The sequence below is a fragment of the Psychrobacter sp. AOP5-GZ1-6 genome, assembly GCF_052376345.1.
Taxonomy (GTDB): Bacteria; Pseudomonadota; Gammaproteobacteria; order Pseudomonadales; family Moraxellaceae; genus Psychrobacter.
Genome location: NZ_JBQSVP010000002.1, coordinates 53,212 through 74,529, shown reverse-complemented (window position 1 = coordinate 74,529; position 21,318 = coordinate 53,212). Strand labels below are relative to the sequence as shown.

Sequence of the window (21,318 nt, the reverse complement as noted above, 5' to 3'; positions counted from 1 at the left end):
ATGTTTAGCAGAAAATCCAGTGATACCGCTTGAGGCAGGTCTGGCTGTAATAGTGCGCTGTTGACCTGATTGAGTGGTGTAGTTGCGAGCTGGACGCTCAGGTTGGTTTGCGAGATCTGACATTCGCAAATACCTGTTCTTTAGTTTCATATTATTACTCCATAGCAGGGTTATGGCCAGTAGTGGCTAGTGCTGTAGAGTAATAGTAATTAAGAATTTTACTTATTAGTATAGTTATGCGCGCATAATAAATTTTTTATGAAAAATTTCCATTCGTAGCTTCACAGAGTAATTTATAAACGTACTCGTAAGATGGTTGCTCATCTGTTTCAATATAGTCTTTAATGTATCTTGCAGCTTTAGTATTTTTGTTGAAGCCCTGTGTCACCTTTATATGAAGATATTCTTTCTTTTTTCGTTGACGATATTCAGCTTGAGGGGCCCATCTTGTTTTGGCCGCCTTAGTACCTTGTATTGAAGACAATTTTCTAAAATAGTCAGCACTATCATAAAAGATAGATTTACTACTACTAAAATACAATTGCATTGCATAGTCATGATACATCAAGGCTATATTGAATGCTTCTGTATGATAGGCGATAAAAGATAGCTCTTTGAATGCATATATTCGAAATACTTCGAGGAACTTTAAGCTCAATCTTTTAGATTCAGATGAAGAGTATTTAGATAAAATATGATTGAACTTTGAAGTATCAGATAAAAGCTCATTCAGAGAAATAGCTATTTTACTAAATAATTCACCTATATATTGGTTTAATGCATATTCTTCTTTACTACCTGCAAAGCCACTATCTTCGTGCTCAGTTGAAAAACTATCTATATTGTCGAGAAAGTAAGATGTATCTACTTTGAAGTTTTCTCGAACATATTGCACAGATATAGCTTTAGCATCTTCTAAAAAAAGTAAATTATGTTTTTTTTGCGTAGTAGTGCATTGCTCATGATTATATAAATTGTTAACTATACCTATATCTTCAGGCATACCTAGAACTACCTCAATAGCATTAGATTGATTATGCAACCTATTTATCATATTATTAATATTAAACATATCTTCCGAAGTAATAGTACTATCGGTATTCAATTTATTTTCCATGAAATCACCTAGTTTTTATCTCAAATGGAAGTTATAAGTTACTAGCTGATAGTTATTTAATATAATCAACAAGCTGTCCTAATAATTCATCCGGTACACCTTTAGCCTGTAGGCTTTTCATTAATATATCTTTATCATGCAAAGCTATATCGACCGCTTGCTTATCACGACTACTCATTTTCATTTTTATTTCATCTGGTGTGAGTAAATCGAAGCTAACAGCCTTACCAGCCCGCAAGTCATCTAGATGATTTGCCCATTGGTTCATCATCATCTGTCGCTCTGCTAGATGTGCTGAAAGGTCATAACGCTTTTTTACGCTTGACTGTTCAAGATGAGCAAGTTGTATCTCTATAAGGTTCTGACTAAATTGCAACTCATATAGTCCTGTGCTGGCAAGCTGCCTAAATCCATGGCCAGTCATTTTAGGATAGGGGTCGCCTGTGTAGCCCATACGCTTTAAGGCCTGATTGAACCAGACATCGCTATAAGGCTTGCTACGCTCAAAGTTGTAAAAGACATAACCTGTTTTTTCTGTCAAAGGTCTCATACGCTCAATAATGGCCATCGCCTGAGGTGACAACGGAATAATATGATCTTGACGCATCTTCATCTTATGCGCTGGGATACGCCAGACGTTTTTATGATAATCAATCTCTGACCACTCAAAGAACCTTAGCTCTTTAGTCCGGACAAAGCACAACGTCATCAGCTGTATGCCTGCGATAGTTTGTTGATGCGCATTTGGGTTGTCTGCACCATATTGGTCAATATTGCGCAGCAGCTCTGGGAATTGATGTTGCTCAATGGCTTTCATACGTTCAGCTTTGTGAGGTCTTAATGCTTTATTACGACCATAAGCGATATTAATAATATCGTAGCCCAATGTGTTGATAGCATATTCAAAAACCGAGCTAATCAGGGCAATGTACTTGTGTGACGTATCGGTCGTCCACTTGCCTCGTTCTTCAAAGTAAGTTTGGATGGCTAATCCAGTTTTGATGACATCTTGTGGCGTAATAGAGCCAATAGGGTAGTCGCCTATATGCGGTGCGATATGCTTATCTAAATAGTTATGAAGTTTTTGAATATTCTTAGGTGTGGTGCTAGATCTTTCGTTGATATAGCTCTTGGCGATAACTCTAAATAAGTCCTTCTGCTCAAAGTTATTTTTCTCATGGTTTTTATGCTCTGTAGGATCGATGTTATCAGCCAGTAATGCCTGAGCTTTATCACGTGCTAGCCGTGCCTCTTTTAGCGTCACTTCTGGTTTGAATGTAGAATCAATGACTTGTTTGGCTGGCTTATAAATTCCTATCTGATAGGTCTTTTGCTTGGGCTTAAGATCTTTATCGGATTGATAGCGGTAGGTCATTTGCCAAAATAGCGAGCCATTTGGATGTTGTATAAGATATAAATTGTTGCCATCACCATGGCGTGTGACTTTAGTAGGTGTGGACTGTTTGGCAATGGCTTTCACGCCAGCGTCAGTTAATCGGTAGTCTTGTTTTCTCGTCATGGCTTATACCTCAAGGTGTTGAGAGGTTTAACAACAACCTCACTGTATAATTAACAACAAAAAATGGCGTTGTATATTATTTAACAACGCATTTAACAACATTGTAGAGGTGCTAGTAGGTAATGACAAGTGTTTAATAAGGACTGATAACTAGGTATGATAGGAGTTTAAAGGGCTTGAGGTAATGCGAGGTTATGTCTAAATACAATGATTGGTGCGCCCACCAAGACTCGAAGTTATAATATAAGTCACTGATAAATATATATTTATTATATTTATCAGTGGTTAATACCCTTATAGATACCCTTATTACTAAAAGTGGTGACTAACTAACGCTAGGTTTGGTCCCAAAGTCAGGATTAACACTCGTATCGCAATCAGGACTCACAATAGCATTAATTTTGGATTTTAACCACTTGTTTGGATTGCCCGGTAAATCGGGCTTAGGAAGAAACCCTGAGTTCAGTTTTCGATAAACAGTATTGTCAGACTTCCAGCCAAAAATATCTTTAATGTCGTTTGTCGTATAGTAAACGCCTGTCATGTCATTCTCCATCAAGCCATATTAAAAGAAACACTTGCCTCAACCTCAAACTCGGTTTTGCAGTCGCGGCAAGTCGCTGTTACCACTTCTCCATCCGTAACCTGATCTTGGCAGGTATAACCGCCGCCACATTCAGGACAATTAGCATCACCCATTAGACACCTCATCTAAACATTCACGCGCATTGCCAATGGCAGCACGCAATTTGATATTCTCGCCAGCCAAACTTTGGACTCGCTGCCGCAGTGTCGTTAAGTCTTGCTGATCCTTTTTGCGTGCCTCGTCATACTTATGAGAAAGATGGCTTTCGATGCGCTCAACAAACTTGTAGATGTATGGACGAAAACCCATCGAGCCATCATCAAGTTTTTTATGTTCAAGACCGCTGGAAAGCGCCATCTTGTCTATGCGTTCTTTATCCACCTTGCTTCTCCTTCATCGACTCAGCCTTACACTCTTCAAAGTGATCTTGCGCCCACTCAACCGCTGCATCTTCAAGGCTTTCGATATCATCGGCGTAAAACCATTTCTTTCGATAATAACCCCAGCCGCTAGTCCACGATCTACCACCTTCTCCAAAATGTATAGGTATGGGTGTGGCAAACTCAGCCAGAAAACCAAACTTGCCCGTGTGATACAACACCTCATAAACGTCCGATGGTTCAATATCGTGGGGTAGGTCTAGCAGATCGTAAATACCATCTTCTTCAAGCACAGCGTCCATCAAGTCTTGGCTTGGTCGTTCAGCCAAGCACATATAGATAGGGATAAACCTCTCGCACCTTACTTCAGCATCAAAAAACCTACCATTCACTTCTTTTTTATTATTCACAGCTGACTCCATCGCTTTCATCATCAATTGTAAGCATCGTAAATTCGACGGTATGTCCAACCTCGGTTAGAGACTCAGCCATTATCGTAAAAAGAACCTTATAGTCTTTCACGCCATATAAAATGTTTTCAGCAGCTTTATCATCTTGGTAAAGCTCAATGCCGCTTTGAGTGCCAATGTGCGTTAGTTCACGACCATCAACCGAAACGGTCCGGACAACCACTTTTTCACTATTCTTCTTCATAAAAAGCTCCCATGTTGAAATGCTTATTGCACCAAGCCTTTGCATCGTTAGTGTTGTCAAAATAAGCATCATCAACCACTTGCCCGCCAGCTTTCTTGATAGCGATGTACGGTGCTGGCGCGTCAGGTCTTGAACATATATGATAGCTATCGCCGTTATCAACCTCAGCAATAGCAGGCAAACCGCCTCGCTCATGCCGCCAATTAAGCAACTTAATATTATCTACTGCCTGCCGACACGCTTTGATCAAGTACGGCTTGTCTTTGATATTGTCGAAAACCCAGTCAAAGTATTCACGGTCTTTAGGGTGGCAAGCCACTTCTTTAATCGCCTTGCCATTATGCTTGCCAAAATCAAAAACGATAGGTGTTCTAGCTGATTCGCTGGCAAGATATAACTGTTCCATGCTGGTGAAGAACCCAATCTCGCATATCTCCTCCAGCAGCCATAGCGTAAACGTCACATCGTAACCAGCGTTATGAGCATTGCGGCAATACTGACGTGCCAGATCAGGATTAATCGCGTAGGTGAGTGCACCTAGTGAGTGACTATCCAAGTTCGGCAGCAATCGACGCGCCAGCGCTTGCGTGCAAATGCGTTTGTACTGGCTAACATCGACGCCAGCATTAGCAGCGACTTGGATATCGAAATCGACGTTATGGCCGATGATATAAGCCTCGCCAACTGGTAGATATTGCGGTACCACCATCTTATGATTGCGATAATCTTTTACGTCGTCTGGCGTAATGTGACTGACTGCCATTGCGCCATAACTGATTGCTCGGTCAGGTTTGCAGTTGACTGTGTGGCTGGCGATACTGCCTGTATCGTAAATAACCTCCGCTGATAAACAGTTATCAGTGTGGTCAAAATAAACATTTCGATACCCAAGCTGTGTCGCTTCAGCCTCTTTGCTAACATCGGTCGCCTCAAAATCTATAATCATTGCTGGCGTGTTCATACCTTTAATTCCTTATTATTCCGTTGAGCGCGAACCACAATATAGGACTCGCGCATATTCATATCAGCCGTGCCATTTCTAGCAGCGTCAAAAGCCATAGTAGCGGCTTCTGCGATGCTCTCATTCGTGCCAGCGCTTTGATAGTCGATAGTCGCAACTGCCTTATCGCCTTTGCTATTAAAGATATGCGCTGTGACTTTAAAGAGTCGCGGCTCGCTTAGTATCTCAGCGCGTTTAGCGTGCCACTCGCCAACAAACACTGAGCGGTTGCGTACCTCGTCACCGTCTAGCATGTTGTCGAGCGGTATGCGTAGATACCCGTCGTAGTATTCAGCCTTGCCAGCGCTGGCTTGATTAGCCTTGCGCTGTGCTACCTTCTTGCGCTTATCACGGTTTTTAGCCTTAGCCATTGGTTGCTCCTATGCAAACATATCCATTTGCTTTTTTGTTTTTGCACTCGACGCTAAGCTTTTGTAGTGCTTGTAAATAGATTGTGCGTCGCGCTGATCGATCCACGCGCAGTTGGTCAAGACATTGACCTGTACTTTCGACAAAGCTTCATCGACAACGTGCATATTTTCGATATAATCATCAACTGTTACCGTCACGCTATCTTGCATCTCGCTGTGCCAAGAGTTTGAAAAGTACCGCCATAACGACACCCTTACCTTATCTTCGTCGCACAGATGAAAGTAAAGATCGTACTTATAACTACTGGTCGGCAGGTGCAGCAAGACACTACCGATATCACAAGGTGGTTTTTTAAATAAAACCAAGTGACTAAACTTCGAGCATTCCAACAACTTATCGCTATCCATGCGCCACCTCCAAACTTAACTCATACCAATCCTGCATCGTGTGCAGGCCATTTAAGACGCTGACCTGCCTAAATATCTCGCGCATAAACTCAATGTCGTGACGGCCATGCCAGTTGTGCGGCATACAAGCGATAGCGGTGTTTTCGCAAAACTCATAAATCAGCGTCGGTATCGTGTAGCTACCAAGTTTTGGATAAAGCTTTTTGGTGACCGATGACATGCAAATAAAATCAAAAGCATCGACCGGCACGCCAGCGTTAGACAATAGCTGCATGATCTGCTTTGCGTCGTGGCAGACGATATAATCTGTCTCAACATTGGCCATAACATCATTTAAGACATTTTTGTAGTAGTCAGCGCCGTCCAGCTCCCTGTGATGAATGCCGTACAAGCCTTTTTGCTCGCTTGTGATTGAGCGCCTTACATAACAGAGATGATGGCTTTCTTCCCAAGGCTTCTTGGGGTTTACTTCAATAATGCCCTGATTTGTATCAGTGAACATGATCTGCGACGATGCCACCTGCGTCGCTTGGGCGTACCTGGTTGTGTCGGTCGCCTTAATATCGATAATTGTTGCTGCTTTTGTGTTCATAATGTTTTCCGTAGTAGGGTAGAGTTGCTGCATAAGTCACCTATGCGGTGATAAAAGTTTGGGCAACTGGCATCAGCTAGTTGGTGATTTCTAAGCCACCTGTACGGTGGTATTTCAGCCATCAACGAATAGCAGCTTACGGCTGCAAATCGTTATTCCAAAAAGTTAAAACTGACCGTCAAAATGAGGGGCGAACGGGATATCGTCATCTACTGGACCACCGCCATTCATGGCAGGGTTGTTGGCTGGCGCGTTATTGCTCTGCTGCGCTGGCGCCCCGCGCTGATAAGTAACGCTATTGTTTTGCTGTCCACCTTGATTAGTCATCTGATTATTGAAACCATTTTGCGGCTGACCGTTCATTGCAGCTTCGTTCTCAGCCTTCTCTTTAGACTTCGCGCTGTACTTAATCATTGCCTCAGTCACGGTGTTAAACGCCTCGGGGTTTGCTGGCTGGTTATTAGCCTTTTCATGCGGTAACTGGCGCGTTTCAGCGTCAAAGACATTGAAAAGATCAGGTGCGCCGCGTTTAACCTCAAACTTCGTTTTATGAAAGTAGTATCTATCAGTTAAGAACATACCGACCTTCTTGCCAGCCAGCTCAGGGGCCACCATGCCATTGACGGTTACGTCCTTTTGCTGATCGAAGTCGTACTCTTGGTGCGAGCCTTGCACTTGTGATAGTGAAGGGACGTTGGCGCAAAGCATCATGGCGTTAATGATGTTTTCGCCTGACCAGCTTTTGCCTGATTCGTCAGCGTAAGGGATTTCAATCATGGCGGTTGATTTATCGGCGTTCATAATATGAACCGTTAAGTTATGAACAGCCGGACTCATGCGAGTGTTGGTCTTCCATGCTGCGCTAAGTATTTTATAAACATCGCTAGTATCGCCAGTGATGTAGTTTGACTGGCCAACTTTAGCGGCCTTCGATTTATCCAGTTGCCAAAAGGCTTGTTGTGATTGCTGATTCATGTGTTGCTCCTGATTTAAAATTAAGCCTGTTCTGGCTGTTGGTATGGGTTTTTAAGTAAACCGTAGTATTCGCAAATAGCATCATCTACAGCGTTAAGGTCGTTCGGAATAAGGTCAGACTTGAACATATCTTCAGGGCTTTTAACGGTGTTGAAGCCGTTATTTTTGGTCATAAAGAAGTGGCTGTTGTCTTGGATAGTGGTCTGCAAAACCATTGTTACCATGCCCTCTAGGACGATCTTGTCATCGAGCATCTTGCCAATGGTTTTAATCTTGCTTCTACCGTTATCTTCTTGGATGTGCGAGAGGATATAAACGCGCTTATCGTCTGGCACTTCACGAATAGCAGTGTTGATTATTGACCAGGCGTTATAAGCCATGATGTTGTAGCGCTGAAAAGCAGCGTCACCAGTGAATTTTTGATTAGCGCCACCAATGTATTCATTGCCCATGACGTACTGAAAATCATCAATGACAATGACTGGTGCTTTCGACTGCAACAAGACTTGCTTAATGCGCTCAGCGTTGTCAGTCGCCATTTTTTTGAATTTGTGGCCACCGCGAAAGGGTAGTGGCTTGTTGTTGACGTTGATAACGCCCACTAGATTTGGGTCCAAGTGCTTCAAGCTGAATGACTTACCTTCGCCTGAGTTTCCGAGCACAAAAGTAGTAATAGCCATTAGATACTCTCCTCACCAAGACCAAACACGCTATCAAACTGCGCGAGCATCTGGCCCATCATTTGTTTTTCAGCTTCGGCGCTGGCTTGCTCGCTGATATTTTTAGCGAACCAGTGCTGCTCTTCCTGATCCATCCATTCAAAACCTGCTTGGGCTTGTTGGTAGTCACTCATAATTCGCACTCCATCTTATTTGCATGCCATGCAATGCTTTCTGTGAGTAATATCGACTTATTGAGGTCGCTATTTTGTGTATTGGCTGGATTGCGATTATTGACTATTGAATTAACCGCACGCGGTATAAGCATCAAGTTGTCGATATTGCAATTGGTTCTATCGTTATCCAGAAACCGCAAGTTATAACCCTTCTTTAGCTTTCCGTGATGCGCTTCCCAAACCACTAACTGCTTGAGGCGGAATTTGTTAGGCTCTGCGACTTTCACTGTGACATAGCCGTCATCTCTTATTCGTTCGTAGCCCACAGGCTTATGGTTGTGAGGCACGCTTCCTTTTTTGAATGAAGTTTTGTTAGCACCCATGTAACCAGTAACGCCTTTATTCCATGACTTCTGACCTTTCTTCATGCGAGTATCGCGGCCATTTGCCCATTTATTTCTTTTGCAAAGACCAGTGATGTTTTGCTGAGCAACATTGCGATTAAATTTTGCATTAAACTTTTGAGACAGCTCTTTTCTGCTGATACCTGCCTGATTAACTTCTATCCATGCCAGCTCAATATCAGAATAAGCAATAGGGGCGCGTTTGCGACTATCATGGCTCATAGGTAACTCCTTGCGGCATCAAATACTCTTCGAGTTTTGCGGGAGCATGGTCTGCTATCAACTTGGCGCGTTGATTAACCACTCGCTCACCATCAATAATTTGCGCTGCAACCAAAGCAACCGCCTTGCTTTTCTTAACCTCTAAATCCAAGTCTTTCTCTTCCATATCTGGATTTAAAAGGCGTTCCAACTGGTCGTGCAAGTGGCCATTTAAGGCGTTAATACTTCTATCCTTACTCATGACTTTCTCCCATACGCTTCCGCGATAACCTTGTTTGCATGTGCCGCTGTCTTTGCCTGATCCGACGCTTCATACTCAACATCATCGAGGTCAGCATCAAAATCACTGTCCTCGTAGTAACCTGCCAGCATCAACTTGTGACGCTCGACTTGTGCATCTTGATTTGCAAATTCGCTGTCTACAGCGTTTGGCGCGACTGCAAAAGCAATGACTGACCATGTTCCAACGGCTGCCAGTAATAGGCTGACTAGTAACTTATTCACATTGCTCTCCTTAATTCACTACTGGTTAATGGGTTGCCTGTCTCGCTGACTGGCACTGCGTATAGGTGCGGCACACCAAGGTCGGATATAAACTGCGTACCGTGAAAGCAATGAATGTACGTGACAAACATTTCATCAATTGCATCTGCATCACTAACATCTGACACAGCGCATAAAATCAAACTGTCATCATGGTTGCGGCCACGTAAGGCGTCTTTTGCTAATTCTGAACCTGATAGTTCGATTGGGCTGGCGTGTCTGCCAGTGTTGATTCGTTCTAATAAACCTGTCATAATCTAATTACTCCGTAGTAGAGTGTTATGTCCCATTCAGTTCGTGCTGATTGGGGCTTTTTTATGGGTGATTGTTAGTACCAAGCGCTTTGATTAAAGCGTCGGCATGTTGTACTGCTGACTCCGCTATTCTGACGCTACTCACTTGCTTGCCAGCGTGGGCTTGAATAAGTCCTTGCATTGCTGATGCGGCTAACTGGTCGCTAAACTCTGCCCCATATCCTCTATTGCTGCTTTTACCGCGTTGACTGTGTAGATTGATGTTGCTCTATACGCGTTAAGCACCCTTATATCTACTTCGCTCATGCGTTCTCCTGATTCAAAGGCTTTGCTCTAACAGCGTGGCAATCTTCGCCGTATTGTTCGCGCAAATCCTCCATGCGCTCGTCAACGTCATGAACCCATTCAGTTGTTGTAATTTCTTCGCCGCTATCAAGAAATACCGTAAATTCAAATTCCATTCCTTTACCTCCGCAGTAGTGGTCATAGACCGTTGGTTAATTCAGCATTGACAGCTAGTGATCGCTGCATCGTCTGCGTTTTGCCTTGCGATGTGGTTATGATACCTACTAGGTAGTTTTATGTCAATACCTATGAGGTATTGTTTTAAGAATTAAGCACAAAAAAATACCTGAACGATTTGTCAGGTATTATTTTTAGGTATAAAAAAACCGCTAATAATAGCGGTTAAATGTCAAATAAATCTTCTTTATACACACACCAACCAAAAGGAGGGCTGTCTATCGGCTTTGCAAACTTGGTTATGTGATCGATGAAGTAATAGTAATAATCCATTATCCTGCCCTATATACTTGCTCACCTACTATGATAAGACTGTCGTGATTGTCAGCAGTCACCAACCTATCTGGGTAATCCGCATTAAAGCTGTGCAATCTTAACGCACCGCCAGCCTCTCTAAATATCTGCTTAAACATTCTATCGCCATCTAGCAATATAGCGTAAACCTTGCCGTCATTCACCTCTATAGCACTTACGTCTAAACCTACCTCATCCTTATCATTAATATACGGACTCATACTGCCATTGGCAGCACACACCAACTTGAAATGCTCAGGCTTAATATTTTTGTCTCTGAAAAATGAAGGGTGGAAGTTTCGCGTACCCTTTATGTCCTCAAATTCACAGTCATAGCTACCATTTCCATCACCGCAGCAAAAGTACAAGCCATATAAAGGAATAGGTATTAATCCGTCTGTGCTATCAGTCACATTCACATTGTCGCTACTTCTAATAGCCTCAAGCTCTAATTGGTTGCTGCCATGCTCATGATCTAACCAGTTAGAAGGCTTACCAAAAAATGCCTCTATCTTCTGCGCTGTCTCATCACCAATAGCCTTGGTCGGATTCTTGCCGATGTAATGCCCTAGTAGTGCGTAATTAATACCTGATTTATCAGCGAACTCTCTACGAGATAGACCGCTGTCAGATATTAACGCTTTAGCATTATCACGCCTTACTGTCTCAATACCTGAAAATACCTTGCTCATATCTTGCGCTCCTTATCCTGTATGGCAATTATGCCTTTTTATACCTTAGAGGTAAAATCACCTACTAGGTATTATTTTTATTGACTTATTTATACCTGTGAGGTAGTATTTATCCATATTATTAATACCGAGGTATCAAATGAGCGATTTATATGACTATTGGTCAAACCTGAGCCAGTCCCAGCGTGAAGAGTTTGCTGCTAATAGCGAATTTTCGATCGCTTATATCAACACTCACTTAATTCACAAACGAAAAGTGCCGCCGCTGTTAGCGCTAAAACGATTAGCCGATGCTAGTGATGGCGAGCTTACTTATCACGGTCTATGTGATTTTTTTCTTAACGAACAATCAGAAGAAGCTTAACCCTCTCATAAATACTAAGCCTAAAAAATCTCAAAGAAAACGTGCAAATGAAAAGGAAAGTTACGATGGACGTAATAGATGCAGCGCACAAAACAGTACACAGCACCACGCATGGCGGGTCAGCCGCACTAGCAACGCGCTTAGGTATGTCAGTCACCATTCTAAACAACAAAGTCAATCCAAATGCGACAGCTCACCATCTGCGCTTAGATGAAGCTGTGGCAATCATGGAGTTCACGGGCGATCACGGCATCATTCAGTCAATGGCGCAACGGTTGGGTGGAGTGTATTGCGAAGTGGGCGTGGCAGCAAAGAAGGACGACTTAATCATGACCGCGCTGTCTGCATCAGCCTGCCAAGGTGATGTCATGAGCGAGCTACACCAGGCGCTTGAAGACGGCCAAATCAGCTGTGACCAGCGTGTGACACTTAAAGCAAAGATACAAACAGCATTGTCTGAACTACAAGCGCTTGCTCAGCACGTTGATGAAAAACACGCCAGCGACAACCCGCATATCGTCGCTCGCTGGCAGGCTGAGTTCGGAAAATGAAAATCACCGACGACGACTTATTACCCTGCGAGCAGTTCAGCGCAAAACGTGCCAGCGAGCACTTAGAGCGTGAACAAGAGTATGAGCGCAAGGCAAGGCTGGCACGTCAGACCATCGATGAATGCGAGCAGGAAAAGAGAGACAAGGAAGCTGACCAAGCGGCATTTTGGAAAGTTGTTTATATCCTCGTCCATGTAGCAGCCGCGGCACTCGTGCTATTCACAATTTATAGATTTTGAGGGAAGTCATGATAAGAGAGCAAGTTTTTACGGATATGAGTTGTTATCCAAAAGTCAGCGACACAGCAACACCAATCGATGCAGTTGAGTGGTTTGCTAAAAACGTCGGCATCACAAACTTGGATGATCCAAGCGTGAAGATAAAAACCATCATTGATGATGTGAACGAGTGTGAGCTGGCAAGGCAGAAAGCTAGAAAAGAGCGTGAAGCGAAAGCACAAGATGCATTCCTTGATGCGATGTTTAATCTCAATAACGGCACCGCTGAGTTACGTCAGAAGGGTGATCGCACCAAGCCAGCGGCTAAGCAGCTAAAGGTAGCTAAAAAGGTAGCTAAACCAACTACACGAGGTAGAGCGCTTGGTTTTAAGGCTGGCGAGTATAAAGAAGCCAAGGCGCGTCGTGTGCCAATCGTAGCAAAACTAAAGGCTGGCGAGTTTATAGAGGTATTGCAGCAGGACGAAAGCATAGAGAGGCAGCGTGAGTATTCTCAGCAATATTCCGATATTTCGCATATCAGAAGCAATCTGGGGTTAAAAGTGGCTCGTGTGCGCTGCAATCAAAGAGGCGTGTCTTTTTATGCTATCGACGCATTCCCACGGTACGAGTCAGAAGTGGCGATCAGTGGCACGATCAGCGATAAGAATTTGCTGCTACAAGCGCTACTGAGCAGAGAGCTAGTGCTGGCAAGTGATTTAACGTGTTCGGCTAAGGTGGCATCAAGAAATGTAATGTCGATCATGCGTAAGCACGACTTGGATATTTATACCGTGTTCAGTGGTTCAACAACTGAGGGCTGGATATTTATTCCAAATAAAGAAAAGCAGCAAGCAAAGATTCATGATCTTGGCGATATGTTGCAAGCGCTGGATCATTTAAAAGATAAAAAGGAAAAAGCTGGGCAATAAAAAAGCCTAAGAGATGCGAACTCAAAGGCCTCAAAACACTAACTAAGAAATTGGAGTATATATCTATGAACAACATTATGCAAGTAACTGACATTAGCAAAACAATGAGCAGTCGTGAAATCGCAGCGCTCACCAAGAAAGATCACTCGCATGTCATACGCGATATTCGGTCAATGCTATCACGGATAGATGATCCATCTATGGATGATGCTGATTTTAAAGAGGTTTTTGATAGTCGCGGCTATACGTCAGAGATTAGTTTAAACAAGGATTTAACACTCACTTTAGTCGCTGGCTATAACTCACGTTTTAGATATGCGGTGATTAAGCGCTGGCAAGAACTGGAGGCGCAAGCCAGCCAACCGGTCATGCCAGCACTACCGGACTTTACAAATCCAGCAGATGCAGCGATTGCCTGGGCGGAGCAATACAGAGCTAAAGAGGCGGCGCAAGCTCAAGTCACAGAGTTAAAACCTAAAGCAGCGGCATTAGACACGCTCAGTCACGCTAAAGGCTCTCTTGGCATACGTGAGACAGCAAACACGGTTGGCATACCAGAGCGCAAGTTTATAGCGCGTTGTACCGATGAAAACAAGCCAGTGTCATCAAGGTTTATGTACCGCGATGACAAAGGCAAGTTAAGGGCTTACTCGCACCGTATCAAGCAAGGCTTTATGACTCAAAAAATCACAAGCTATGCAGGCAAGAACGGTAAAAACCTTGTGACAGTGCAGGTTAAATTTACTGCAGCAGGCGTGGCGCATATCGCAAAAATGATGCAGAACAAGCCATCTAGCCAGTTGAGGGTAGTGTAATGAGCGAGCACAACATAGTGCATTTCGATAGCGATTTATCCGCCCACATAAAAGTAATGGAGGAGTTAGAGCAGGAGTCGGTAGCTCAGTTCAAATTCCATATTCGTATGGCTTTGGAGCGCTCGCAGCACATACATAGATGGGGCGATGGTAATTTCGGCTATATCCACCAGTTGTTTAATGAGGCTATTGAAGAGTTCAGGCCGTATAACCCACAACAGCCAGTAACTGTTACGTCCTCTAATGATTTAACGCCATCAAGAAAACCGATAAACCCTAGTTTAAGAATATTTGTTTATGAGCGTGACGAGTACCGATGCACCAACTGCAATAGCCACAAAGACTTATCCATAGATCATAAACTGCCCGTTATTAGAGGTGGGTTAAACGACGAAGACAACCTGCATACGCTATGCAGATCATGCAATAGCAGTAAGGGCACTAAGACGATGGAAGAATGGAGGCAGGCACGATGAGCAATATTTTATTAGATGAGCGCTTGATTGCCTTCATACCAAGCCTTGCACGCGAGATAGGCACCAATGAAGCCATTGTCTTGCAGCAAATAAACTACTGGATACAGCGCTCCACCAATATCCACGACGGCAAGCGATGGGTTTATAACACCACTAAAGACTGGGTTGAAAAAGAGTTTTGCTTTATGTCAGAGAGCACGCTTAAGCGGACTATAGCTAGCCTTAAAAAAATGAAACTAATCGAGTCTAAGAAGCTATCTAAGCACACTGGGTATCACATCAATTTCTACACAATCAATGAAAAAGAAGTGCAAAAGATAGATGTAAAAATCAAGAAAAGAAAAATAGATGAGTTGAGAGATAGCATTGGGTCAGATTGCGCTTCCATTGGGTCAGATTGCACCAATGAGAAGGTCAGATTGAACCAATCTACATCGGGTCAAATTGACACTGCCATTACAGAGAGTACCACTAGATTACTTACAGATACTAAAGAGAGTAGTCCTTCAGCTAAAAAACCAACTAACGATAAGTTTAAACCAGTAAAACCAGAGCAAGTATCAGACCAAACTTGGAATGACTTGTTAGGGCTTAGAAAAAAGAAACGAGCAGTAGAATCTCAAACAGCTTGGACACGGATTAATAATTCGATTGAAAGAGCACAGCAAGCAACTGGTCATACCTTAGAAAACATCTTTAGTTATTGGGTAATGAGAGCTTGGGCGGGATTCGATGAAAAATGGTACATCAATGCACACCCACAGCCAACAAACAACACTCAAGGAAACACTCATGCAAACAACCAATCAGCTAACAGCAAACCTCGCAGAGAAACTACAGACGAGTACAAACAGCGGATGCAGCGAGAGTTTAACGAAGAGTTTGGAATCGAAGTACAGCCCGACAGCCATACAGACTGCTACAGCTAGAGTCTTAAATCTTTTTGCAGAACTCAAAGAAGAGTACGGCGCATTGTTTGACAACAAAGAACATCGTTACACGCCAGCCAAGGCACGCGAATGGGCAGTTGAGCTACTAGAGTCAGGTATCAACGGCGAACAGTACCAACGTGGACGCTGGCAAGCAATGAAGCAGCAGGATTATCCAGTAGAGCGAGCTTACAAGTTTATCAAGCTATGCAAGCAAGGTGAGATTGATACGTACCCCTCAGCCACAGAAGCTTTTGATAACGCTTGCAGTCAAAGCGGCTTGATCGAAGACAAGTACGTCAAGCGTCAGTGGCTCCACGATGTCGTACAGCTAACAGCGCACAGAGTTGGCATGGGTAGGCTCAAAACCGCAGACAACAAGTTTCTGAGCTATTTCAGCAAGGTTTATGAGCAGGTTTGCAGCGAGCATGAGGCTGGCACGTTGTCTTTAGTGCCAGTGGAGCGTCAGATTGCACACAGTCATCATCCAGTGCAGGCAGGTAGTGAGGTGGATAAGAAGATCAGTGAGCAGTTGGCAGAGTTGCGGAGGGTGGCGGTGTGAAGCTAATACTAGACCCTTGTTGCGGCAGCAGAATGTTTTGGTTTGATAAAAAGGATGAACGAGCGGTGTTTACAGACAAACGCAGTGAGCAGCACACGCTATGCGATGGCCGCGAATTGATTATCGAGCCAGATATGGTAATGGATTTTACCGACCTGCAGTTTGATGATGAGCAGTTTCACATGGTCGTTTTTGACCCGCCTCACTTGCGTAAAGCTGGCAAGGATTCATGGATGGCACTCAAGTACGGCAAACTCGATGAAACTTGGCCAATTATGATCAGAGATGGTTTTGCGGAATGTTTCAGAGTGCTTAAGCCCAACGGCACATTGATATTCAAGTGGAATGAAGATCAGATTCCAGTAAAAGACATTTTGGCACTGACAGACCAAAAGCCAGTAGTCGGGCATCGTAGCGGAAAGCGCTCAAACACTCATTGGATATGTTTTTTGAAGGAGGCAGTGTGAAGGCGATAATACTAAATGATGCTGAAAAAATAGGCGTCATTACTGGCAGAGTAACTCAGGCAAGAATGCCGATACCGCCTGATAAATACCCTAGTAGCGGATTGCACCACCCATCATTGGGGATTGATAGCAGGGTAGGCATTGGTACTGGTTTAAATGTAAAAGTAACTGGTATTAGGATTGAGCGCATACGGGATGTAAACGAACAGGACGCTAGGGCTTGCGGATACCCTAAGCGCAAGGGCAGCAAAAGCGACCAGTCTCAGTTAAGCCTTGTGGATGATGTTCGTTATTTTGATGATGTGTGGGACGAAAAGTACGGTCTAGGTGCTTATAAGAACAATGATTGGGTCTGGGTTATTGATTTTAAGAAGTGGGGTTAGGTATGAGTATCAAGAAAGCGCAAAAGCAAATATACAAAGAAATCGGCAAGATCACAGCCACTGACTGGCCGCCAATTCAGAACGACTATCACGAAAAACTAGGTTACGTCGCTTGTGATACGACGGATTGGCAAAACAGTGCGATAGATAGGATTGAGCAGTGAAAAAAGACCCATCCGACTACACGCCAGGCGAGCAGAAGTACCTAGCTCGCCAGCAAGCGCTCAAAGCTGGCAAGCCGAACGCCATGACGTACTTTAAAAACGTCGCAGTGACCAAGGCAGGAGATTTCGTGATTGGTTTGACATACAACATCGATTTACAGCGTTACTCATGTAGCGCTATCGAGATAGACGGCATCAGGCATAACGATCCTATGCAGTGGGATAAAGAAGGCGGCGCATTGGATGACGATTTAAGTGCCCTTGTTATCGACTCGGTACATTCGGGTGTAAGAACAATTTAAACAGCAGGAGGGCGGTAAATTGGCACGTAAAACAGCTATTAGATGGTCGAACATCACTGAAAGTAAAGTTGGTCAGGCAAACGCGGCAAAGATAGCGCGATTATGGCCCGCAAAAGGCGCTAAAAAATCTAAGCATAATAATATTCCAGTCGTCATCGACGGCATAAGATTTGATAGCACGGGTGAAGGGGACCGCTACTGTCACTTAAAGCGATTTGAGAGGCAGGGGCGGATCAGAGACATACGTTTGCAAGTACCGTTTGAGCTGACCCCTACGATGCGCGATGAGGCTGGCAAGATCACGCATAACGCCATGAACTATATCGCTGATTTTGTTTATTTTAATATCGAGAAAAATTGCGAGGTGGTAGAGGATTTTAAGGGTAGGCGCACTAGAACTTATATCGATAAATCAAAACAGATGGCCCATAAGTACGGGATCATCATTTACGAAACCACGGTTAAAAACAATAAGGAATTTATTTTATGAGTGATGTTAAGAGGGGTTTTAGCTTTAACGTAAATAATTCGCCAATAACTACGGTTGTGGCAGATGGCAAGTTGTGGTTAGCGTTCTACCAGCTTGGTGAAGCGTTAGGGGTGGGTAATTTGCGTAAATCATTAACCAACCATGTGACTGACAGTGATCTGACTTACTTTTTGATGGAGAACGAGCATAGCGGCTTAAACCGCCATAGATTCATATCTGAAAAAGGGTGTTTCAGCATATTGCAAGGGCGGCGTGATGGTAAGACAGACAGCTTGAGATTGGCTATTAGGGATAGCATTGTGCCAGCGCTTAAAGCTGATCGGTTAAATATTGATCCTATTGATGTCGATAAAGATGCTGATTTAAACATCTATTATTTTAATCTTAATAAAAAAAGATTAACGGCTGTCTTTATAGATAACGATATTTATTTTAGGAAAGGCGATGTGGCAGAGATTATTAAGATACACCAACCCGCTTTTGATAAGTATGTTAGAGAGCATGCCACTAAGAAAAGTGCTTGTTTATTAAATATACCTAACAAGGTCAATGTAACTACTAGAGCGTCTTTTGTAAGCAATAACGGGCTACGCCGCATTTTGATAGATAGGGGTGGCCAGCTTTGTGATGACTTGCGACAGTTTATCGCTATGACTGTTGTGCCTAAGATGACGCCCGCTATACCTGAGTCGCTGGCTAATGATAGCGAAGTAAAGACAACTATACCAAAAAAAGACTGCACAGCAACGTCTTGCCCGCTATGTGAAAGTCGGTGTCAGGCTGGCTCGACGGATAGCGGGTTTATTACGAATAACGGTGCTTGTTTAAGGTGTTGTTTTGGTAAAGGCAAGGAGGAGATTCAGGTAATGCTATTGGCTAAAGAAAAATTGAAAGACGACACATTCAACGATGACACGCCAGCGCAGACGTTTGGTCAATCGCTCAATGTTAGGTTTGATGCTGCTGTGGGTAGTGATAGAGGTGCGGCGTTTTTCAATAAGGCGTATGACGCTGCAAGCGAGCGCATGAACGAGCACCAGTTGAGCGTGGAGTGTGATGCGCCCAAAGCCGCGCAGATACTCAATGAGGCAGTGGCAACAATGGTTGAACGTGGCAAGTCATACGATAAAAATGGCAATGGTGCTGAACGTAGCATGGATAAGATTGTAGCTATGTTTGAGGCGTTGACGAGTATCAAGATGACACCAGCACAAGGTTATAAGTTTATGGCGTGTCTCAAGCTGGCAAGGTCAGAGCAGGGCGAGCACAAAGAAGATAATTATCTTGACGGTGCCGCTTACATGGCGCTGGCAGGTGAGGCGTCTTGTAGCGAGGTGAGCGCATGAATAAATTAATCACCAAAAGCTTGATAGCGTCAATGCCCCGCTGGGTTAAATGCTTAACTGTAGATAGTAACGGCAAGTTATGGGGTCACGAGGCTAGCAAGGCAGATTTGGAGTGCAACAAAGCTCGCCATTATTGCGTTGATATGAGTAAGCGTGAGCAGTGTTTTGGACAAGGGTTTGACCGTAGGGATTGGCAGCACAGGGTTTTTGCGGTAGCACATAAATAAAAAACGTCCAAGCTGGCAGGCAAGGACGTTTGGATATTACATAAGTTTTTGATCTGAACAACGATAGCGAGTTGATTATATCTGCATTGCAAAGTGGCTGCAATGTTCATTATCTCAGGGATGCACTATGGCTAAGCGACTAGGTTTTACTAAGCGTGATTTAAAAAGTATTAATGTGACTGTCGGTCTAAACTTGGCAGCGGCAAGGCGTAACGCTGGCATGAGTCAAACAGAGGTCATGCAAGCGGTATGGGGTGTGTCAAACAATCGCAATCGCATCAGCGAGATTGAAAACGGCAAGCACAATCTATCGCTGGCAGACCTTCTTATTTTTCAAGATTTATATGGGCAATCAATGGATTATATCCTAGGCTTATCATGTGAGCCTGAGCTTGATATGCTGGCAGGTACGGTCAATCATGTGGTTAATCAGTCTCAAAGTCTTATTCAGATGCTAACGACTGAGCTTGCCAGCGTCATGGTGACTCATGTTAAATCTATCTGTAAAAACGACCACGAAGCATTGCTGGCCAGCGCAAAAAGGCTTTGCCAGACTGCTAAGACTGATAGCGCTAACACGGTAGTGGGTAGCCCTACTTATCAGGCGATAGGCGATGTTATGCAGGTTATTAGAGATATCGAGGTTAAGCAGGCAAGACAGGTGCAAGCCGTTGATATGCAGATGGCACAGATAGCCGCGCGTGTCGATAAAGAGGATCGACATAGATTGCTTGCAGATCGTGATAAGCATTATCAGTACAGCATACCGCTAGCCAAGCCTAAGACCTTGAATGACGATAGCTTTACCGCTAACCCTGACGATGTGTTTGTGGGGGTGGATTGTGGCTGATTATATTACTGATGATGTTTGGGAGTCGGCACAATTAATATGGGAAAACACACCAATCATTACTGACAGAGAGCTTGCTGACCAGCTTACCACTCATTTTGGTGAGGATGCGCCTAAGTCTCATACTTCGGTTGGTAGGAGGCGACGCAAAGAAGAGTGGGTTAAAAACAACCTCGTATCACCTAAAAAAAAGAGCATCAAAGGCAATAAAAAACACGCACCAAGCGAGCAAAACAAGCAGAATACTACGCACCAAAAAGCACAAAAAACAAAGTTGGTGCGCTCTAAAACTAATAAAGCACAAAATGACCAAAAACCACGCACCAACGCACCAAAAAACGAAGTTATTAAGAAAATAACCGACAATATTGTCATGAGCGCAAAGCAACGCGCCACCATGATTATTAAACACCGTAAAAGATGGGAAAAACAAGGCGATATTCAAGACAATGTGGTTTCACTTTCGCTCAGTTTGCTTGATGATTTAGAGGACATAGACGCTGATCCTGAGACCATACAAAAAAAGATAGCAGTGATAAATATTTTGGCCAACGCGCTCGATGTGACCACTCGTGCTTCAAAGACAATAAGCGAGGTAGAATTGCCTTTATGCGGAATCACCCCAGAAGACTTTAGCCAGTCCGACCAAGATAGACGATTAGGAGCGCTTGAGGCATTGGGTGATATTGACGGGCAAGAACGAGAAGCAAGGGATAGATTGAAGGCTGAGCTTGATGATAGGCTTGAGTGGATTAAGGAGACAGCCAGTAGTGGCGACTTTGGGCGCACGCCTGAGCCAGACGATGACGACGACATAGAAGAGATAGACTATACGCAAGTTGACGACTAAGGAACACCAAGGCGCTTAAACGCTGGC

37 protein-coding genes are annotated in these 21,318 nt (G+C 43.8%); 17 read left to right on the top strand and 20 right to left on the bottom strand.

What is annotated here, in order from left to right; all coding sequences use genetic code 11:
- Window positions 1-256: 256 nt before the first annotated feature.
- From ACT3RN_RS00890 to ACT3RN_RS00795, 20 genes are all read right to left on the bottom strand, one after another.
- Window positions 257-1,117 (bottom strand): hypothetical protein, encoded by an 861-nt coding sequence (locus ACT3RN_RS00890; protein ID WP_444518393.1) that lies wholly within the window; start codon window positions 1,115-1,117, stop codon window positions 257-259.
- Between the two features lie 52 nt (window positions 1,118-1,169).
- A complete protein-coding gene (locus tag ACT3RN_RS00885; protein ID WP_444518392.1) occupies window positions 1,170-2,636 on the bottom strand; it encodes a tyrosine-type recombinase/integrase in 1,467 nt (488 codons plus the stop codon).
- A 325-nt stretch (window positions 2,637-2,961) separates the two neighbouring features.
- The gene (locus ACT3RN_RS00880; RefSeq protein WP_192518044.1) at window positions 2,962-3,180 is read right to left on the bottom strand and encodes a hypothetical protein; all 219 of its coding nucleotides are present in this window, start codon (window positions 3,178-3,180) and stop codon (window positions 2,962-2,964) included.
- Window positions 3,181-3,191: 11 nt separating this feature from the next.
- Window positions 3,192-3,335: a hypothetical protein gene (locus ACT3RN_RS00875; RefSeq protein WP_192518127.1), complete on the bottom strand. Its 144-nt coding sequence runs from the start codon at window positions 3,333-3,335 to the stop codon at window positions 3,192-3,194.
- On the bottom strand, window positions 3,328-3,603 hold the full coding sequence (locus tag ACT3RN_RS00870) for a hypothetical protein (protein WP_192518045.1): 276 nt from the start codon (window positions 3,601-3,603) through the stop codon (window positions 3,328-3,330). The genes ACT3RN_RS00875 and ACT3RN_RS00870 overlap by 8 nt, the downstream gene beginning before the upstream one ends.
- On the bottom strand, window positions 3,596-4,012 hold the full coding sequence (locus ACT3RN_RS00865) for a hypothetical protein (RefSeq protein ID WP_192518046.1): 417 nt from the start codon (window positions 4,010-4,012) through the stop codon (window positions 3,596-3,598). Before ACT3RN_RS00865 ends, ACT3RN_RS00870 begins: the two co-directional genes overlap by 8 nt.
- Window positions 4,005-4,256, bottom strand: a complete 252-nt coding sequence (locus ACT3RN_RS00860; RefSeq protein ID WP_444518391.1) for a hypothetical protein — start codon at window positions 4,254-4,256, stop codon at window positions 4,005-4,007. Before ACT3RN_RS00860 ends, ACT3RN_RS00865 begins: the two co-directional genes overlap by 8 nt.
- Window positions 4,243-5,217 carry an exodeoxyribonuclease X C-terminal domain-containing protein gene (locus ACT3RN_RS00855; protein ID WP_192518048.1) on the bottom strand — a complete coding sequence of 325 codons (975 nt, stop codon included), beginning with the start codon at window positions 5,215-5,217 and terminating at the stop codon, window positions 4,243-4,245. Before ACT3RN_RS00855 ends, ACT3RN_RS00860 begins: the two co-directional genes overlap by 14 nt.
- Window positions 5,214-5,627, bottom strand: a complete 414-nt coding sequence (locus ACT3RN_RS00850) for a hypothetical protein (RefSeq protein ID WP_192518049.1) — start codon at window positions 5,625-5,627, stop codon at window positions 5,214-5,216. Before ACT3RN_RS00850 ends, ACT3RN_RS00855 begins: the two co-directional genes overlap by 4 nt.
- Window positions 5,628-5,636: 9 nt before the next feature.
- The gene (locus tag ACT3RN_RS00845; RefSeq protein ID WP_192518050.1) at window positions 5,637-6,035 is read right to left on the bottom strand and encodes a hypothetical protein; all 399 of its coding nucleotides are present in this window, start codon (window positions 6,033-6,035) and stop codon (window positions 5,637-5,639) included.
- Window positions 6,028-6,627: a hypothetical protein gene (locus ACT3RN_RS00840; protein WP_444518390.1), complete on the bottom strand. Its 600-nt coding sequence runs from the start codon at window positions 6,625-6,627 to the stop codon at window positions 6,028-6,030. The genes ACT3RN_RS00845 and ACT3RN_RS00840 overlap by 8 nt, the downstream gene beginning before the upstream one ends.
- Window positions 6,628-6,792: 165 nt before the next feature.
- On the bottom strand, window positions 6,793-7,602 hold the full coding sequence (locus ACT3RN_RS00835) for a hypothetical protein (RefSeq protein ID WP_444518389.1): 810 nt from the start codon (window positions 7,600-7,602) through the stop codon (window positions 6,793-6,795).
- A 20-nt stretch (window positions 7,603-7,622) separates the two neighbouring features.
- Window positions 7,623-8,282, bottom strand: a complete 660-nt coding sequence (locus ACT3RN_RS00830; RefSeq protein ID WP_444518388.1) for an ATP-binding protein — start codon at window positions 8,280-8,282, stop codon at window positions 7,623-7,625.
- Window positions 8,282-8,455: a hypothetical protein gene (locus tag ACT3RN_RS00825; RefSeq protein ID WP_444518387.1), complete on the bottom strand. Its 174-nt coding sequence runs from the start codon at window positions 8,453-8,455 to the stop codon at window positions 8,282-8,284. Before ACT3RN_RS00825 ends, ACT3RN_RS00830 begins: the two co-directional genes overlap by 1 nt.
- Window positions 8,452-9,063, bottom strand: coding sequence for an HNH endonuclease signature motif containing protein (locus ACT3RN_RS00820; RefSeq protein ID WP_444518386.1), 612 nt, complete (start codon window positions 9,061-9,063; stop codon window positions 8,452-8,454). Before ACT3RN_RS00820 ends, ACT3RN_RS00825 begins: the two co-directional genes overlap by 4 nt.
- Window positions 9,053-9,304 carry a hypothetical protein gene (locus ACT3RN_RS00815; protein WP_444518385.1) on the bottom strand — a complete coding sequence of 84 codons (252 nt, stop codon included), beginning with the start codon at window positions 9,302-9,304 and terminating at the stop codon, window positions 9,053-9,055. The genes ACT3RN_RS00820 and ACT3RN_RS00815 overlap by 11 nt, the downstream gene beginning before the upstream one ends.
- Window positions 9,301-9,567, bottom strand: a complete 267-nt coding sequence (locus ACT3RN_RS00810; protein ID WP_444518384.1) for a hypothetical protein — start codon at window positions 9,565-9,567, stop codon at window positions 9,301-9,303. The genes ACT3RN_RS00815 and ACT3RN_RS00810 overlap by 4 nt, the downstream gene beginning before the upstream one ends.
- Complete coding sequence (locus ACT3RN_RS00805; RefSeq protein WP_192518058.1) at window positions 9,564-9,860, bottom strand: hypothetical protein; 297 nt, start codon at window positions 9,858-9,860, stop codon at window positions 9,564-9,566. Before ACT3RN_RS00805 ends, ACT3RN_RS00810 begins: the two co-directional genes overlap by 4 nt.
- A 302-nt stretch (window positions 9,861-10,162) precedes the next feature.
- Window positions 10,163-10,321, bottom strand: a complete 159-nt coding sequence (locus tag ACT3RN_RS00800; RefSeq protein WP_192518059.1) for a hypothetical protein — start codon at window positions 10,319-10,321, stop codon at window positions 10,163-10,165.
- A gap of 333 nt (window positions 10,322-10,654) precedes the next feature.
- Window positions 10,655-11,368: a LexA family transcriptional regulator gene (locus tag ACT3RN_RS00795; RefSeq protein ID WP_444518383.1), complete on the bottom strand. Its 714-nt coding sequence runs from the start codon at window positions 11,366-11,368 to the stop codon at window positions 10,655-10,657.
- Between the two features lie 139 nt (window positions 11,369-11,507).
- Between ACT3RN_RS00795 and ACT3RN_RS00790 the strand changes: the two genes are divergently transcribed.
- From ACT3RN_RS00790 to ACT3RN_RS00710, 17 genes are all read left to right on the top strand, one after another.
- Complete coding sequence (locus tag ACT3RN_RS00790) at window positions 11,508-11,732, top strand: XRE family transcriptional regulator (RefSeq protein ID WP_443581737.1); 225 nt, start codon at window positions 11,508-11,510, stop codon at window positions 11,730-11,732.
- Between the two features lie 65 nt (window positions 11,733-11,797).
- Complete coding sequence (locus tag ACT3RN_RS00785; protein ID WP_444518382.1) at window positions 11,798-12,283, top strand: phage regulatory CII family protein; 486 nt, start codon at window positions 11,798-11,800, stop codon at window positions 12,281-12,283.
- Window positions 12,280-12,522 carry a hypothetical protein gene (locus ACT3RN_RS00780; RefSeq protein ID WP_444518381.1) on the top strand — a complete coding sequence of 81 codons (243 nt, stop codon included), beginning with the start codon at window positions 12,280-12,282 and terminating at the stop codon, window positions 12,520-12,522. Before ACT3RN_RS00785 ends, ACT3RN_RS00780 begins: the two co-directional genes overlap by 4 nt.
- An 8-nt stretch (window positions 12,523-12,530) precedes the next feature.
- Window positions 12,531-13,430 carry a hypothetical protein gene (locus ACT3RN_RS00775; RefSeq protein WP_444518380.1) on the top strand — a complete coding sequence of 300 codons (900 nt, stop codon included), beginning with the start codon at window positions 12,531-12,533 and terminating at the stop codon, window positions 13,428-13,430.
- Between the two features lie 65 nt (window positions 13,431-13,495).
- Entirely contained in the window at window positions 13,496-14,245 is a 750-nt protein-coding gene (locus tag ACT3RN_RS00770) for a Rha family transcriptional regulator (protein ID WP_444518379.1), read from the top strand.
- Window positions 14,246-14,301: 56 nt separating this feature from the next.
- Window positions 14,302-14,721: an HNH endonuclease gene (locus tag ACT3RN_RS00765; protein ID WP_444518378.1), complete on the top strand. Its 420-nt coding sequence runs from the start codon at window positions 14,302-14,304 to the stop codon at window positions 14,719-14,721.
- Window positions 14,718-15,650, top strand: a complete 933-nt coding sequence (locus ACT3RN_RS00760) for a hypothetical protein (protein WP_444518377.1) — start codon at window positions 14,718-14,720, stop codon at window positions 15,648-15,650. Before ACT3RN_RS00765 ends, ACT3RN_RS00760 begins: the two co-directional genes overlap by 4 nt.
- Window positions 15,604-16,212, top strand: coding sequence for a replication protein P (locus ACT3RN_RS00755; protein ID WP_444518376.1), 609 nt, complete (start codon window positions 15,604-15,606; stop codon window positions 16,210-16,212). The genes ACT3RN_RS00760 and ACT3RN_RS00755 overlap by 47 nt, the downstream gene beginning before the upstream one ends.
- Before the next feature lie 32 nt (window positions 16,213-16,244).
- Window positions 16,245-16,679: a class I SAM-dependent methyltransferase gene (locus ACT3RN_RS00750; RefSeq protein WP_192518124.1), complete on the top strand. Its 435-nt coding sequence runs from the start codon at window positions 16,245-16,247 to the stop codon at window positions 16,677-16,679.
- Window positions 16,676-17,062, top strand: a complete 387-nt coding sequence (locus ACT3RN_RS00745; protein WP_444518375.1) for a hypothetical protein — start codon at window positions 16,676-16,678, stop codon at window positions 17,060-17,062. The genes ACT3RN_RS00750 and ACT3RN_RS00745 overlap by 4 nt, the downstream gene beginning before the upstream one ends.
- Before the next feature lie 2 nt (window positions 17,063-17,064).
- On the top strand, window positions 17,065-17,226 hold the full coding sequence (locus ACT3RN_RS00740) for a hypothetical protein (protein ID WP_444518374.1): 162 nt from the start codon (window positions 17,065-17,067) through the stop codon (window positions 17,224-17,226).
- A complete protein-coding gene (locus ACT3RN_RS00735) occupies window positions 17,223-17,528 on the top strand; it encodes a hypothetical protein (protein ID WP_444518373.1) in 306 nt (101 codons plus the stop codon). Before ACT3RN_RS00740 ends, ACT3RN_RS00735 begins: the two co-directional genes overlap by 4 nt.
- A gap of 19 nt (window positions 17,529-17,547) precedes the next feature.
- Complete coding sequence (locus ACT3RN_RS00730; protein ID WP_444518372.1) at window positions 17,548-18,018, top strand: DUF1064 domain-containing protein; 471 nt, start codon at window positions 17,548-17,550, stop codon at window positions 18,016-18,018.
- Entirely contained in the window at window positions 18,015-19,364 is a 1,350-nt protein-coding gene (locus tag ACT3RN_RS00725; protein WP_192518073.1) for a BRO family protein, read from the top strand. The genes ACT3RN_RS00730 and ACT3RN_RS00725 overlap by 4 nt, the downstream gene beginning before the upstream one ends.
- Window positions 19,361-19,591, top strand: a complete 231-nt coding sequence (locus tag ACT3RN_RS00720; RefSeq protein WP_192518074.1) for a hypothetical protein — start codon at window positions 19,361-19,363, stop codon at window positions 19,589-19,591. Before ACT3RN_RS00725 ends, ACT3RN_RS00720 begins: the two co-directional genes overlap by 4 nt.
- Before the next feature lie 127 nt (window positions 19,592-19,718).
- Window positions 19,719-20,441, top strand: coding sequence for a helix-turn-helix transcriptional regulator (locus ACT3RN_RS00715; RefSeq protein ID WP_192518075.1), 723 nt, complete (start codon window positions 19,719-19,721; stop codon window positions 20,439-20,441).
- Window positions 20,383-21,291: a hypothetical protein gene (locus tag ACT3RN_RS00710; protein WP_444518371.1), complete on the top strand. Its 909-nt coding sequence runs from the start codon at window positions 20,383-20,385 to the stop codon at window positions 21,289-21,291. Before ACT3RN_RS00715 ends, ACT3RN_RS00710 begins: the two co-directional genes overlap by 59 nt.
- The last annotated feature ends 27 nt before the right edge of the window (window positions 21,292-21,318 follow it).

Excerpts from the sequence above, each read along its gene's own strand:
- ACT3RN_RS00760 (WP_444518377.1), top strand. The coding sequence starts at position 14,718 with ATGAGCAATATTTTATTAGATGAGCGCTTGATTGCCTTCATACCAAGC.
- ACT3RN_RS00845 (WP_192518050.1), bottom strand. The coding sequence starts at position 6,035 with ATGGATAGCGATAAGTTGTTGGAATGCTCGAAGTTTAGTCACTTGGTT.
- ACT3RN_RS00850 (WP_192518049.1), bottom strand. The coding sequence starts at position 5,627 with ATGGCTAAGGCTAAAAACCGTGATAAGCGCAAGAAGGTAGCACAGCGC.
- ACT3RN_RS00720 (WP_192518074.1), top strand. The coding sequence starts at position 19,361 with ATGAATAAATTAATCACCAAAAGCTTGATAGCGTCAATGCCCCGCTGG.
- ACT3RN_RS00855 (WP_192518048.1), bottom strand. The coding sequence starts at position 5,217 with ATGAACACGCCAGCAATGATTATAGATTTTGAGGCGACCGATGTTAGC.
- ACT3RN_RS00820 (WP_444518386.1), bottom strand. The coding sequence starts at position 9,063 with ATGAGCCATGATAGTCGCAAACGCGCCCCTATTGCTTATTCTGATATT.
- ACT3RN_RS00750 (WP_192518124.1), top strand. The coding sequence starts at position 16,245 with ATGTTTTGGTTTGATAAAAAGGATGAACGAGCGGTGTTTACAGACAAA.
- ACT3RN_RS00815 (WP_444518385.1), bottom strand. The coding sequence starts at position 9,304 with ATGAGTAAGGATAGAAGTATTAACGCCTTAAATGGCCACTTGCACGAC.
- ACT3RN_RS00805 (WP_192518058.1), bottom strand. The coding sequence starts at position 9,860 with ATGACAGGTTTATTAGAACGAATCAACACTGGCAGACACGCCAGCCCA.
- ACT3RN_RS00780 (WP_444518381.1), top strand. The coding sequence starts at position 12,280 with ATGAAAATCACCGACGACGACTTATTACCCTGCGAGCAGTTCAGCGCA.
- ACT3RN_RS00795 (WP_444518383.1), bottom strand. The coding sequence starts at position 11,368 with ATGAGCAAGGTATTTTCAGGTATTGAGACAGTAAGGCGTGATAATGCT.
- ACT3RN_RS00710 (WP_444518371.1), top strand. The coding sequence starts at position 20,383 with ATGACGATAGCTTTACCGCTAACCCTGACGATGTGTTTGTGGGGGTGG.
- ACT3RN_RS00725 (WP_192518073.1), top strand. The coding sequence starts at position 18,015 with ATGAGTGATGTTAAGAGGGGTTTTAGCTTTAACGTAAATAATTCGCCA.
- ACT3RN_RS00765 (WP_444518378.1), top strand. The coding sequence starts at position 14,302 with ATGGAGGAGTTAGAGCAGGAGTCGGTAGCTCAGTTCAAATTCCATATT.
- ACT3RN_RS00880 (WP_192518044.1), bottom strand. The coding sequence starts at position 3,180 with ATGACAGGCGTTTACTATACGACAAACGACATTAAAGATATTTTTGGC.
- ACT3RN_RS00715 (WP_192518075.1), top strand. The coding sequence starts at position 19,719 with ATGGCTAAGCGACTAGGTTTTACTAAGCGTGATTTAAAAAGTATTAAT.
- ACT3RN_RS00885 (WP_444518392.1), bottom strand. The coding sequence starts at position 2,636 with ATGACGAGAAAACAAGACTACCGATTAACTGACGCTGGCGTGAAAGCC.
- ACT3RN_RS00785 (WP_444518382.1), top strand. The coding sequence starts at position 11,798 with ATGGACGTAATAGATGCAGCGCACAAAACAGTACACAGCACCACGCAT.
- ACT3RN_RS00800 (WP_192518059.1), bottom strand. The coding sequence starts at position 10,321 with ATGGAATTTGAATTTACGGTATTTCTTGATAGCGGCGAAGAAATTACA.
- ACT3RN_RS00830 (WP_444518388.1), bottom strand. The coding sequence starts at position 8,282 with ATGGCTATTACTACTTTTGTGCTCGGAAACTCAGGCGAAGGTAAGTCA.
- ACT3RN_RS00860 (WP_444518391.1), bottom strand. The coding sequence starts at position 4,256 with ATGAAGAAGAATAGTGAAAAAGTGGTTGTCCGGACCGTTTCGGTTGAT.
- ACT3RN_RS00840 (WP_444518390.1), bottom strand. The coding sequence starts at position 6,627 with ATGAACACAAAAGCAGCAACAATTATCGATATTAAGGCGACCGACACA.
- ACT3RN_RS00790 (WP_443581737.1), top strand. The coding sequence starts at position 11,508 with ATGAGCGATTTATATGACTATTGGTCAAACCTGAGCCAGTCCCAGCGT.
- ACT3RN_RS00890 (WP_444518393.1), bottom strand. The coding sequence starts at position 1,117 with ATGGAAAATAAATTGAATACCGATAGTACTATTACTTCGGAAGATATG.
- ACT3RN_RS00835 (WP_444518389.1), bottom strand. The coding sequence starts at position 7,602 with ATGAATCAGCAATCACAACAAGCCTTTTGGCAACTGGATAAATCGAAG.
- ACT3RN_RS00770 (WP_444518379.1), top strand. The coding sequence starts at position 13,496 with ATGAACAACATTATGCAAGTAACTGACATTAGCAAAACAATGAGCAGT.
- ACT3RN_RS00875 (WP_192518127.1), bottom strand. The coding sequence starts at position 3,335 with ATGGGTGATGCTAATTGTCCTGAATGTGGCGGCGGTTATACCTGCCAA.
- ACT3RN_RS00740 (WP_444518374.1), top strand. The coding sequence starts at position 17,065 with ATGAGTATCAAGAAAGCGCAAAAGCAAATATACAAAGAAATCGGCAAG.
- ACT3RN_RS00825 (WP_444518387.1), bottom strand. The coding sequence starts at position 8,455 with ATGAGTGACTACCAACAAGCCCAAGCAGGTTTTGAATGGATGGATCAG.
- ACT3RN_RS00775 (WP_444518380.1), top strand. The coding sequence starts at position 12,531 with ATGATAAGAGAGCAAGTTTTTACGGATATGAGTTGTTATCCAAAAGTC.